We start from the raw sequence: 11,644 nt of genomic DNA on the forward strand, positions 1-11,644 counted from the left end.
GACCAGCACATCGATGAACAGGAGTTCTGTGTCCCTGCCCCGCCCCCTCGCCCGCCTCGCCGTCCTCGGCGCGGCGGTCCTCACCGCGCTGGCGGCCTCGCTCGTCCTCGCCGGCAGCGCGTCGGCGCACGTGAGCGTGTCCAGCCAGGACGCCGCCCCCGGCGGCTACGGGAAGATCACCTTCCGCGTGCCGAACGAGAGCGACACCGCCAGCACGGTCGGGCTGCGCATCCAGGTACCGCCGGAGGCCGCGATGCCCTCCTTGCGCACCCAGTCGCTCCCCGGGTGGACGGCCACCCTCACGACGTCCGACCTCGCGGAGCCGCTGCAGGTCCACGGGGAGGAGGTCAGCTCCTACGTCTCCGTCGTGGAGTTCCGCGCCGAGGCCGGTGCCGGGATCGCGCCGGGAGAGTTCCAGGAGTTCGCGCTCTCGGGCGGGCCGTTCCCGGAGGCCGGCGCACTCTCCTTCCCCACCGTGCAGCGTTACAGCGACGGTAGTGAGTCGGCCTGGATCGAGCCGTCGATCGACGGTCAGGAGGAGCCCGAGCGTCCGGCCCCGGTGCTCACCCTCGCCGCAGCCGCCGGTATCGAGGGGACGGCGAGCGAGAGCGCCGGCGAGGGGCAGGACGACAGCGCCCATGCCGCCGCCGTCGAGGACTCCCCGGGCGGGCTCGCGCTGTTCTTGGCCATCCTCGCCCTGCTGACCGCGGTCGGCGGTGTCGTCCTCGGCTGGCGGGCCGGCCGACGTACGGTGTCCTCGTGAGTTCCGCCGTCCGCGGTCGCCTGCGCCCGGCGCTGGCGGCACTGTCCCTGTCCGCCGTCCTGGTCCTGACCGGCTGCGGCAGCGATCCGACCGCCGAGGGGCCGGACGGCGGCGCGGCCGGACACGACCACTCGGACGTCCCGGCCGCCGTCGAGGCCCCCGAGGACCGGTACGCCGGTCTCGACCTCGCCGAGCCCTACCGCCGTCCCTCGTTCACCCTCACCGACACCACCGGGGCGCCCTTCGACTTCAAGGCCGCCACGGCGGGCCGGCCCACCCTGTTGTTCTTCGGCTACACGAACTGCCCCGACGTGTGCCCGACGACCATGGCCGATGTCGCGGTCGCCCTGCGCGGACTCGACGCGGCGGTGGTCGAGGACCTGCAGGTCGTCTTCGTGACCACCGATCCGGCGTTCGACACCCCGGAGGTCCTCGGCGAGTACCTGGGCCGCTTCGCCGCCGACCTGCCCGTGCCGTTCATCGGGCTGACCGGCGACCAGGAGTCGATCGACCAGGCGCAGCTGTCGACCGGGGTGCCGCTGGCCGAGGACCACGGGCGGCTGCACTCGTCGTTGCTGCTGCTGTACGGAGCCGACGACGAGGCGCACGTCGCCTTCGACAGCGGCAACACGTCCCGGGACATCGCCGCAGACCTTCGCCTGGTGGCGGCGGAGGCGTGAGCCGGCCGGCGGCCCGCCTCCTCGTGGTCCTGCTGGCACTGCTGGCCACCGTCGCCGTGTCCGGGCCGGCGGCCGCCCACGTCGGTGGCGAGGCCGCCGGGAGCGACTTCGACGCCCGGGTGGTCGCGGTGACCCCGCAGGTTCCCGGCCTCGACGTGCGCGTGCTGCAGTTCGGGGACGAGCTGGAGCTGGTCAACCGGACCGGTGCCGAGGTGGTCGTCCCGGGGTACGGCGGCGAGCCCTATCTGCGCATCGGTCCGGACGGCGTCTGGCGCAACGCCAACAGCCCGGCGGCCTACATCAATCTGGACCGGTACGCGCAGGTGGATCCGCCCGACCACGCGGGCGCGGACGCCCAGCCCGACTGGCAGCAGGTCTCGACCGAGCCGCACTACGTCTGGCACGACCACCGCACGCACTGGATGAGCGAGTCGCAACTGCCACCCGCGGTCGCCGCCGACCCCGGCAGCGACCACACCGTGTTCGAGTGGACGGTGCCGCTCGTCCACGGCGGAACCCCGGTCGAGGTGTCGGGCGAGCTGACCTGGAGCCCGCCGCCGTCCCCGTGGCTGGTGTGGCCGCTCTACGCCGCACTGGTCCTGATCGCCCTCACTGCCGGCCTCCTGGCCCGGACGGCACGACCGCTGGGAGCACTGCTGCTGGTCGGGGCCGCCGCGGCCCTGTGGCACGCAGCAGCGACGCCCGAGCCGCCGGTGAGCGTCGCCTCGCACGCCGGCGCCGTCGTCTCGGCGCTCCTGCCGGCGACGATCGCCGCGCTCGTGGCCGGCGTCGGGTTCCGCGCGGCCCGGAGGGGACGTGGCGCGATGACCGGCCTGCTCGCCGTCGTCCTCGGCTGGCTCCTGCTGGTGCAGGGTCTGCCCGACGTCGACGTCCTCTGGACGGCGAACGTGGCCTCGAACGGCCCGCCGGTCATGGCCCGGGGGGCGGTGGCCCTGCTGCTCGCCCTCGGGGCCGGGTGCGTGGCCGGCGGCATCGCGGCGGTCCGCCGATTCCGTGAGGACACCCCCGGCGACGGCACCGCGCCGTACGACGGCACGACGCCGGGGCGGCCGGTCCCCGTCGGCTGACGGGGACCGGCCGGCCCGGAACCGACGAGGTCAGCCGACCTCGGCGACCTCGGCGACGTCGTCGACGACGTGGTTGCGCGTGCCGGGCAGGAGGGTGTTGGCCCGCTGCAGGTCGGTCTCGAAGTCGACCTCCACCGCGGCGAACCGGGAGATGTCGACCGGACGGAACCGCAGCCCGCGCTCGTCGATCGCGGTCTCCATGCCGCGCTCGAAGTAGTCCTGGACGTCGCAGGCGCCCAGGTGCTCGATCAGGGCGGACTTGTCGGCGGCGGAGACGAAGTTGATGCCCACGGCCTCGCCCAGGCCACCGACCACGGTCTTGGACAGCTCTCGCACGAAGCCCTCACCGTCGAGGGTGTACTTGACCTCCTCGTCGGCGACGGTGTTCGTGTCGACGCAGACGAAGCTCTGGTCCTCCTGCAGCAAGGGGAGCACGAGCTCGAGGACCGCGGGGTCGAAGACCACGTCGCCGTTGAGCCACAGGACGCCGCCGTCACGGGAGTTGCTGAGAGCGCGGAGCAGGCTCTTGGAGGTGTTCGTCACGGCGAAGTCGGGGTTGTAGACGAACGTCAGGTCCGGCGCCGCCTGCATGATCATCTCGCAGCGGTAGCCGACGACGGCGGTGATCGGCACGTCGGCGCCGAGCACCGTGCGCAGGCCGTCGAGCTGACGGCGCAGGATGGTGCGGCCGTCGTGCAACGGGGTCAGCGGCTTCGGATGGTCGCGGCCGAGGCGGGTGCCCATGCCGGCGGCCAGGATGACGACCTGCAGCGGCGGCTGGGCGGTGTGCCGCCGCGTCGAGCGGGACGACGAGCGACCCCGCAGGACGTTGGACAGAACGCGGTCAGAGGTCCGCACGGTTCTCATCTCCCTCGGTTGTCTCGCCGGTCGCGGGTGCGCCGGACGGGAAGAGCAGCTTCAGGACGCGCTCGGTGGCCGAGCCGTCCTCCAGGTGGGTGAAGGTCTCACGGAACCGGGCGTAGCGGGCCTCGCTCTCCGCGGCAATCGCGTCGATGCCGGCGATCGCGTCCACCAGTTCCTCGCTGGTGCGCAGCAGCGGCGTCGGGGCGGCCTCGGCCAGGTCGAAGTAGAAGCCCCGCAGCTCGTCCCGGAAGTAGTCGAGGTCGTAGGTGAAGAACAGCATCGGCTTGCCGGTGATCGCGAAGTCGAACATCGTCGACGAGTAGTCGGTGACCATCAGGTCGGCGGCCAGGTAGAGGTCCCGGATGTCGGGGTGGCTGCAGACGTCCCAGACCACCGACCCCTCGAGGATCTCCAACCGGTCCATCACCATGCTGTGCAGCCGGAGCAGCAGCAGGTGGTCCTCGCCCAGCCGCTCGGCGAAGTGGTCGAGGTCGATGGCGAACTCGAAATCCTGCGGACCGCTCTTCTTGAACACCAGGTCGTCGCGCCACGTCGGGGTGTAGAGCACGACCTTCTGGTCCTCGCCGATCCCCAGGTCGGCACGGACGGCGGCGCGGATCTGGTCGCGCTGCGGCGAGCTGAGCAGGTCGTTGCGGGGGAGGCCGGTCTCGTGGATCGGCCCGGTGAAGCCGAACGCCTTGCGCAGGCGCTCGGTGGTGACCGAGTTCGGCGAGAGGAGCAGATCCCAGCGGGCGATGTCCTGCTCGAGGTAGGCCAGCCGCCCCTCCGGCGCCCACAGCACGTCGTTGTGGATGCGCTTGAGCATCGTGCCGTGCCAGGTCTGCAGGTACGTCGCTCCCGGCCGCTTCTCCCAGTCGAGGGGGATGTGGTCGTTCGAGATGACGATGTCGGCGCCCTCCAGGGCGGCGATGGACTCCGGCGTGCCGAACTCGACGGTGTCGATCCCGGCCGGAAAGGTCTCCTGCAGGTGGGGCGCGGCCAGCCAGGTGTGCGTGGCGTCCCCGGCAGGGGAGTCGGGGCCCTGGGCGAGCAGGGCCTCGTAGATGGCGCGCGGGCTGTCGGAGAAGTGTCCGCGGAAGGCGCTGTAGACGATCTTCACGGCGTTGCTCCCGTCGTCTGGAGGCCGGCCTCGGCGGTCCTGCGTGCGGCGAGCACGGGCAGCAGCAGATCGGCGATCTCCTGCCACGAGCTGACGACGGCGAGCACGCCGGCCTCCTCGAGGACGGCGGCGCGCTCCTCGCGCTCATCGGGCGCCACGAACAGCAGGTTGCCGATGGTCGGGCACCCGGCGGCGACGGCCGACAGGGCGCCGGGGAGGGAGTCCTCGACGGCCAGGCCGGCCTGCGGAGGGATCCCCAGCTGTGCGCAGGCGTGCAGGTAGACCGCGGGGTCGGGCTTGCTGGTCGGGGTGGGCAGCGAGTCCTCGGCGCTGAACCGGCGCGCGGGCGGGATCAGCTCGTCCAGCTCCGCCGCGGTGAAGCAGGCGGCGAGGCGGGCCAGCGCGCTCGAGCTGACCGCGGCCAGCGGCAGGTGCTCGGCCAGGGCCGTGAGCGCCGCGGAGGTCGGGCCGTGCGGGCGCAGGGTGCGGGCGAGGTGGGCGGTGACGGCCCGCTTCTCCTCGAGGACCCAGGGTTCGACGTCGACGTCCGGGACGATGGCCTCGGCGGCCAGGCGCTGGGCGGTCGACCGGAAGTTCAGCCCGGTGGCGGCCAGCCGCAGCTCCGCGGCGGTGAACCGGCGGTCGCTGCCGATCGCGGCGAGGAAGGCGTTGGTGACCTCGACCGACGCGTCGAAGGCCGGCTCCTCGGACGGGAAGAGGTTGCCGTCGGCGTCGCACAGCAGGATCTGCACCTGCTCGAGGAGCGGCGTGGGGACGGGCGGCATGCGGTGAGCTCCCCTCGGGTGGCGGTCATGGGTCACGGGCGGATTCTTCCGGAGCCGCGCAGGGCGGCGGCGAGCGTCGTCCGGACGCCGTCCCGTTCCAGTCGTTCCAGCGCGTCGGCGAGTTCGGCGACGAACACGGGATCGTCGCCGAGGTCGCCGAAGACCGACCGCTCGCCGAGCAGCGGTCGGGGATCGTTGCCACCGGCACGTGCCAGCGCCTGGAGGACCTCGGCCTTGGGGTCGTCGATCACGATCCGCCGGCCGTCGGCGTCGACACCGCGCAGGTAGCGGAACCACGCCGCCACCGCGAGGGTCAGCAGGGCGTGCGGCCGGTCGGTGGCGATCGCCTCCCGCAGTGAGGGCAGCAGGTGGTGCGGCATCTTCGTCGACCCGCGCCGGCACAGGCGGTAGAGCTGGTCGGCGATGGCCGGGTTCGCGAACCGCTCGAGCAGCGTCCGCCGGTACTCGGCCAGGTCGATGCCGTCCGGGGGCGGGAGGAGCGGCGTGACCTCGACGTCCATCATCTGCTCGACGTACTCGGCGAACACCGGATCGGCCATCACGCGGTCGATGCTGGTGTGTCCGGCGAGCGCCCCCAGGTAGCCCAGCGCGCAGTGGCTGGCATTGAGCAGGCGCGTCTTCATGAGCTCGTAGCGGGCGACGTCGGGCACGAACCGCACGCCGACGAGGTCCAGGGGAGGGCGACCGTTGCAGAAGGTGTCCTCGATGACCCACTGGGAGAACGGCTCGGTGATCACCGGCCAGTTGTCGTCGACGCCGTAGCGCTGGGCCACCACCTCGCGCTGTTCCGGCGTCGTGTGCGGGGTGATCCGGTCGACCATGCTGCTGGGGAAGGCGACGCGGTCGACGATCCAGCGGGCCAGCACCTCGTCCCGCAGCCGGGCGAAACCGACGACCGCGGCGCGGGCGGCGTCGCCGTTGCGGTGCATGTTGTCGCAGGAGACGACGGTGAACGGGGGCAGTCCGGCGCGGCGGCGGCGGTCGAGGGCCTCGACGATGAAGCCGAAGACGGTCCGCGGACGGGCGGTCTCCGTGAGGTCCCACTGGATGTCGACGTCCTCGGGGTCGAATTCACCCGTCTGGGGGCAGAGCCGGTACCCGCCCCCGGTGATGGTCAGCGAGACCATCCGGGTGCGCTCGTCGGTGAGGACGTCGAGGACCGTCGCGGGGTCGTCCGGCGCGTAGTGGTAGTCGACCATCACGCCGACGACGCGCGCCCGCTCGCCCTCGGGGCTGCGCTCGACGACCGTGTACAGGTGGTCCTGCGGGGCGAGGGCGTCCTTCATGTGGCGGCTGTGCAGACCGACGCCGACCACGCCCCAGTCGTCGCTGATCCGACGCTCGGCCACCTCGTCGAAGTACAGGAGCTGGTGCGAGCGGTGGAAGCCACCGACGCTGAAGTGGACGACGGCCGGCGTGAGCGCCGAGCGGTCGTAGGTGGGCACGATCAGTTGCTCGTCGTGCTGCCCCAGCGTCTCCTGGGTCAGCGGCCGGATCCCTGCGGTCGAGGCCACGACGTTCGGCAGGTCGGCCGGGCCGATCTCTCTGGCGGTCGCTTCGGACAAGGCCTCCGCGGGGAGCGGGTCGCGGCTCAGGGGGAGGGGGACGATCTCAGCCTGCGTCAAGGCATCCCTCCGTCTCTCGTTCGTGGGCACGGCTCATCGCGGCCGTCCCAGTCCGGGCCGACGGTGATCAGCAGTACACGGGTCTAACGGGCTCCCGCGCAATGGGAGCGAGGCGCAACCGCTTCGGCCACGTCCGGATCGCCGGACGCGGGAGCGGCGCGGGTGGTTTCACGCCGATGACACACCATGCCCTCTCCCTCCCACGCTCAAACGCCCGGGCCACCCGCACGGGTGTACGCGGGCGCCGCTGTGTGACCAGCCCGACACCGCCGGCGCGCACACGCGGCTCCGACGTCCGGCGGCACGAACTGAATCACACCGCTGTGAGTGACCACTGTGACCGGCGAGGTGCGCGAGGCGCGTCACGCGGCGTGTCCCCGCCGACGCGCCGTACAGATGGTCACGGGAGGGTCACGGAATGTTTGGATGGTGCACGGCCGGATCGCGCTCGTCGGCTCTTCCCGAACAGTCGGACAGACAGGCAGGTGCATGGACGCACGTCGTGGCCAGGAGGCCCCCACCGACCTCCTGACCGAGGTCCGCCCCGCTGCCCGTCACCGTGTCCCTGCGCGCCCCCGTCGCTGCGCACCCACGGGCGTCGCACGCCGGCCGGCGCTCCTGCTCAGCGCACTGCTCGCCGGTGGTGTGGCGGCGGCGGTCCTCGGCGTGCACCCTCCCGTGGCCTCGGCCGGGGACAGCTCGGTCCTGGAGGTGCAGGAAGCCCTGCTCACCGGTGACGAGGGTCTGGAGCTCAAGCCCCAGGCGTCGGTCACCGTGGCCGAGGCGCAGGCCCGACTCCAGGAGGTCGCCGCCTCGCGCGCCGCCCGCGCCGAGGCCGAGGCCGCCGCCCGCGAGGCCGCCCGTCCCAAGTTCGTCCTGCCCGTCGACGGCGCACGGCTCACCAGTGGCTACGGCAGCCGCTGGGGCACCTTCCACTACGGCATCGACCTCGCGGCGCCCATGCGCACGCCGGAGTACGCGGCCGGGGACGGCGTCGTCCTGCGTGCGGGCGCGGCGAGCGGTTTCGGCCTGGCCGTCTACATCCTCCACGGGAACGGCGACGTCACCGTCTACGGCCACATGGACGAGATCCTCGTCGAGCCGGGGCAGTACGTGGACGCCGGCGAGACCATCGCCCTGCTCGGCAACCGTGGCCAGTCCACCGGCCCGCACCTGCACTTCGAGGTGCACGAGGGCGGCGAGGACGGCGAGCGGATCAACCCCCTCACCTGGCTGCGGCAGCGCGGCGTCTCCGTCTGACCCGCGGCGCGCGGCGTGATGTGATCCCGGCGTGAGCCGGGCGGCGGAGGACTCGAACCGGCGGATGCTCCGGGCGCGCGACGCCATGGATCGCCGGTACGCCGAGCCCCTCGACGTCCCCGCCCTGGCGCGCATCGCGCACGTCTCCGAGGCGCACTTCATCCGCACGTTCCGCGCCGCGTTCGGCGAGACGCCCAACCATTACCTGCAGCGGCGCCGGGTCGAGCGCGCCATGTTCCTGCTGCGGTCGGGTGACCGGAGCGTCACCGACATCTGCATGGACGTCGGCTTCACCAGCCTCGGCACGTTCAGCCGGGTGTTCCGCGACATCGTGGGCGAGCCGCCGTCGGTCTACCGGCGGCGGGGTCCGCTGCCTCCGGTGCCCACCTGCTTCGCGATGGCCTGGGCCCGCCCGAGCGGCCCCACGCGATCGAGCAGTTTCGGAGAAGCAGCGGGGGAGTGAGCCCTTCTAGCGTTCGTCACATGTTGAACGCACTCACCATCACCAGCATCTACGTGCTCGACCAGGACGAGGCCCTGGACTTCTACGTCGGCAAGTTGGGCTTCGAGGTCCAGTCCGACATGGAGTTCGGGCCCATGCGGTGGCTCACGGTCGTGCTGCCGGGCAGCCCGACCGGGCCGTCCTGCTCGAGAAGCCGGGGCCGCCGTCGATGAGCGAGGAGACGGCCGCGCAGGTCCGCGAGCTCGTCACCAAGGGAAACCACCGGCGGGCACCTCTTCTTCCAGTGCGACGACGCCTGGAAGACCCACGTCGAGCTCCGGGCCAAGGGCGTGGAGGTGACCGAGGAACCGGTGGACCGCGGCTACGGCATCGACTTCGGACTGCGCGACCCCTTCGGCAACCACATCCGCGTCGCACAGATGGCGCAGGGCTGAACGGGGTCTGGCGGAGGCGGCGCCGCGTCCTGGCGGCGTCGCCACCCCTGCGCGGGGCGGGCGACCTGGGGCTGTACAGTTGCTCCCGGCTCGGACGCACCAGACCGGGCCGGTAAGGGGCTGTGGCGCAGCTGGTAGCGCACCACACTGGCAGTGTGGGGGTCAGGGGTTCGAGTCCCCTCAGCTCCACCCGATCGGACAGGCCGTTCTCCCCACGGGGAGGGCGGCCTGAGTCGTTCCGGTCGCCACTTCGGGACGACGCCCCGGGTGGGTGCGCGGGCGCCGGCACGGTGCCAGCCGCGACGGAACCCGGTCGAGCGGGATTACTACGGTGCGTGCCCGCCCCTCAACGGGACGGGGTATCGACACGCGGTCTCGGGGGTTGCCGGTGGCTGATTCGGCCTGCGGCACCCCTGATCCGGTGGGAAGGTGCGGGGGCCTGGGTCCGGCGCACAGGCGCCGCCTCGATCGCTGATCCCCACGGAGGATCGAATGGCACAGCACAGGTCGCTCGGCCGGCGCGCCGCACACGCCGGCGTCAGCACCGCCGTCGCGTTGTCGTCGTTCACGCTGTGGTCGGTGTCGCCGGCGCCCGCCAGGGCCGCCGAGGCGGCGAACGATCCCGCCTGCGTCGCAGAGAACGCGGTGCTCACGGTGGAGGAACAGCGCATCGGCCAGCCGCTGGTCCCGGGGGGCGAGTCGGCCGCTGCGCAGTTCCTCCGCGCGGCAGGTTTCGAGCAGGCGGTGGCGCAGTTCGGCGCGGACTTGTGTGCCGCGCAGAGCCTTGTCCAGGCCGAGGAGCTCGTCGCCCGCCATGGCGCGGCGCTGTGGGAGCTCGCCGTGGCCCGCGCCCAGGGCGAGCAGCAGATCGGCACGATCGACCGGTACGACGACCGGCCGCTCTACTGGGCGCGGCTGCACATGACGCGCGCGGTGCGCCAGTGGGAGGCGCCGGTCGAGGTCAGCGTCGTCCAGCGCAACGCCCTCGTCCACATCCTCGACTACGCCTCACGCGGCGTCACCAGCATCGACTGGCCCGAGGAACCCGGCGGCGCCAAGCGCGTGATGATCAGCGGCTTCGACACCTACAGCCTCGACGTGAGCCTGCGGAACTCCAACCCCTCCGGGGCCACCGCGCTGCAGCTCGACGGCCAGACGCTCGAGACCGACGCGGGCCCGGTCGTCGTGCAGGCCGTCGTGCTCCCCGTCAACTGGACCGACTTCGACGAGGGCATCGTCGAGGACGCGTTCGGTCAGGTGCTCCGCACCGGGGAGAACCGCGCCGACCTGATCATGACCATCAGCCAGACGGGGCGCGGCAGGATGGACATCGAGCAGTGGGCCGCCAACGCCCGCGGCGGCTTCCCCGACAACAACCGCAACATGCTCTTCGGCCCGATCTCCCGACCGTCGCACTGGCCGCAGCCGTTCGACTCACCGCAGTGGATCGAGACGACGTTGCCCTACGAGGCGATGATCGCGGCCGGGACGGGCCCCTGGCCGGTCACGCTCAACGACGGGATCTGTGAGTGGCCTGCGGGCACCTTCCCCGCTCCTTCGGCGGTGCGTTGCCAGGACGACCCCTCGGAGGGCTCCACCGCGGCGTCCGGCCCGGGCGGGAACTACCTCTCCAACGAGAGCATGTACCGCTCGAACCGGCTGCGGATCGGTCTCCAGGCGTGGGACGTCCCTGGTGGGCACCTGCACATCTCGGCCCTCCAGTACCCCGAGGACCTCGCCGTGCTCACCAGTCCAGAGTTCGAAGCCGACCGCAAGGCCGTCGTCGACCAGACCATCGCGCTGGTGACAGCGGCGGGCGCCGCCGTCTGAGCGAGGGCCCGACGGAGAACAGGCACCGCAGAGACCACCGCACCGCGAGGGCAGGGGCCCGGTCCCGACGAGCGTGATCCACGCGCCACCGGGTTATGGCCCCGGGCATGGCCGCTCACGATTCGCCCCCGACCACCTCGATCGTCGTCATGGGGGTGTCGGGCTCCGGCAAGTCGACGGTCGCCGCGGGCCTGGTCGAGCGGCTGGGGTGGGAGTTCGCCGAGGGCGACGACTTCCACCCGCCCGCCAACGTCGAGAAGATGCGCAGCGGCCGGCCCCTGGACGACGACGACCGCTGGCCGTGGCTGCGGATCCTCGCCGCCTGGATCGGTGAGCACGAGCGGGCGGGGACGCCGGTCGTCGTGACCTGCTCGGCGCTCAAGCGCAGCTACCGCGATCTGCTCCGCGACGGGCACCCGTCGGTGTGGTTCGCCCACGTGACCGCCGATGCCGAGCTGCTCCGGAAGCGGGTCGAGCAGCGGACCGGCCACTACATGCCCTCGTCCCTCCTGGAGAGCCAGCTCGCGACGCTGGAACCCCTGCAGCCCGACGAGCCGGGGGCGAGCATCTCCGGCGCGGGCGCGCCTGCAGACGTCGTCGCAGAGCTGCTCCGCGCCCTCGAGACGGATCGCGGCCCCGGGGGCCGCAGCCCGGCTGCCACCGTCCTGACCTGAGTCGGCTCGTCACCCGAACGGGGCCGGTGGGCGTCAC

At 72.4% G+C, this 11,644-nt stretch carries 12 protein-coding genes, 1 tRNA gene and 1 pseudogene; 10 read left to right on the forward strand and 4 right to left on the reverse strand.

The genetic code is table 11. The features are described from left to right. Positions 1-28: 28 nt before the first annotated feature. From CHB94_RS17575 to CHB94_RS17585, 3 genes are read left to right on the forward strand one after another with little or no spacing between them, the layout of a single operon-like run. Positions 29-763, forward strand: coding sequence for a YcnI family copper-binding membrane protein (locus CHB94_RS17575; protein ID WP_254920731.1), 735 nt, complete (start codon positions 29-31; stop codon positions 761-763). After that, positions 760-1,443 carry an SCO family protein gene (locus CHB94_RS17580; protein ID WP_089337852.1) on the forward strand — a complete coding sequence of 228 codons (684 nt, stop codon included), beginning with the start codon at positions 760-762 and terminating at the stop codon, positions 1,441-1,443. The genes CHB94_RS17575 and CHB94_RS17580 overlap by 4 nt, the downstream gene beginning before the upstream one ends. Continuing rightward, on the forward strand, positions 1,440-2,531 hold the full coding sequence (locus CHB94_RS17585; RefSeq protein ID WP_176445615.1) for a hypothetical protein: 1,092 nt from the start codon (positions 1,440-1,442) through the stop codon (positions 2,529-2,531). The genes CHB94_RS17580 and CHB94_RS17585 overlap by 4 nt, the downstream gene beginning before the upstream one ends. Positions 2,532-2,561: 30 nt before the next feature. On the opposite strand, the gene CHB94_RS17590 is transcribed toward CHB94_RS17585, so the two are convergent. Genes CHB94_RS17590 through CHB94_RS17605 form a run of 4 tightly spaced genes read right to left on the reverse strand, consistent with a single transcriptional unit; the run spans position 2,562 to position 6,946 of the window. Further along, entirely contained in the window at positions 2,562-3,389 is an 828-nt protein-coding gene (locus CHB94_RS17590) for a phosphocholine cytidylyltransferase family protein (RefSeq protein WP_254920732.1), read from the reverse strand. Next, positions 3,376-4,515: a CDP-glycerol glycerophosphotransferase family protein gene (locus tag CHB94_RS17595; RefSeq protein ID WP_089337854.1), complete on the reverse strand. Its 1,140-nt coding sequence runs from the start codon at positions 4,513-4,515 to the stop codon at positions 3,376-3,378. The genes CHB94_RS17590 and CHB94_RS17595 overlap by 14 nt, the downstream gene beginning before the upstream one ends. Beyond that, positions 4,512-5,300, reverse strand: coding sequence for an HAD family hydrolase (locus CHB94_RS17600; protein WP_089337855.1), 789 nt, complete (start codon positions 5,298-5,300; stop codon positions 4,512-4,514). Before CHB94_RS17600 ends, CHB94_RS17595 begins: the two co-directional genes overlap by 4 nt. 32 nt (positions 5,301-5,332) lie before the next feature. Continuing rightward, the gene (locus tag CHB94_RS17605; RefSeq protein WP_254920733.1) at positions 5,333-6,946 is read right to left on the reverse strand and encodes a mannitol dehydrogenase family protein; all 1,614 of its coding nucleotides are present in this window, start codon (positions 6,944-6,946) and stop codon (positions 5,333-5,335) included. Between the two features lie 489 nt (positions 6,947-7,435). On the opposite strand from CHB94_RS17605, the gene CHB94_RS17610 reads away from it, so the two are divergent. The 7 genes and pseudogenes from CHB94_RS17610 to CHB94_RS17635 all read left to right on the forward strand — a co-directional run bounded on the left by CHB94_RS17610 (position 7,436) and on the right by CHB94_RS17635 (position 11,607). Continuing rightward, positions 7,436-8,206: a M23 family metallopeptidase gene (locus CHB94_RS17610; RefSeq protein ID WP_089337856.1), complete on the forward strand. Its 771-nt coding sequence runs from the start codon at positions 7,436-7,438 to the stop codon at positions 8,204-8,206. 31 nt (positions 8,207-8,237) lie between these two features. Then, entirely contained in the window at positions 8,238-8,669 is a 432-nt protein-coding gene (locus CHB94_RS17615; protein WP_176445616.1) for a helix-turn-helix domain-containing protein, read from the forward strand. Positions 8,670-8,689: 20 nt separating this feature from the next. After that, on the forward strand, positions 8,690-8,881 hold the full coding sequence (locus tag CHB94_RS25780; protein ID WP_217899361.1) for a VOC family protein: 192 nt from the start codon (positions 8,690-8,692) through the stop codon (positions 8,879-8,881). A 60-nt stretch (positions 8,882-8,941) separates the two neighbouring features. Beyond that, a pseudogene (locus tag CHB94_RS25785) lies at positions 8,942-9,103 on the forward strand (VOC family protein); the annotation flags it as partial. 116 nt (positions 9,104-9,219) lie between these two features. Further along, a tRNA-Ala gene (locus CHB94_RS17625) sits at positions 9,220-9,292 on the forward strand. A gap of 303 nt (positions 9,293-9,595) precedes the next feature. Then, a complete protein-coding gene (locus tag CHB94_RS17630; RefSeq protein WP_089337857.1) occupies positions 9,596-10,933 on the forward strand; it encodes a PA0049 family protein in 1,338 nt (445 codons plus the stop codon). A 107-nt stretch (positions 10,934-11,040) separates the two neighbouring features. After that, entirely contained in the window at positions 11,041-11,607 is a 567-nt protein-coding gene (locus CHB94_RS17635; protein ID WP_089337914.1) for a gluconokinase, read from the forward strand. Positions 11,608-11,644: the final 37 nt, after the last annotated feature.

The organism is Blastococcus mobilis, from assembly GCF_900188025.1.
Classification (GTDB): Bacteria; Actinomycetota; Actinomycetes; order Mycobacteriales; family Geodermatophilaceae; genus Blastococcus_B; species Blastococcus_B mobilis.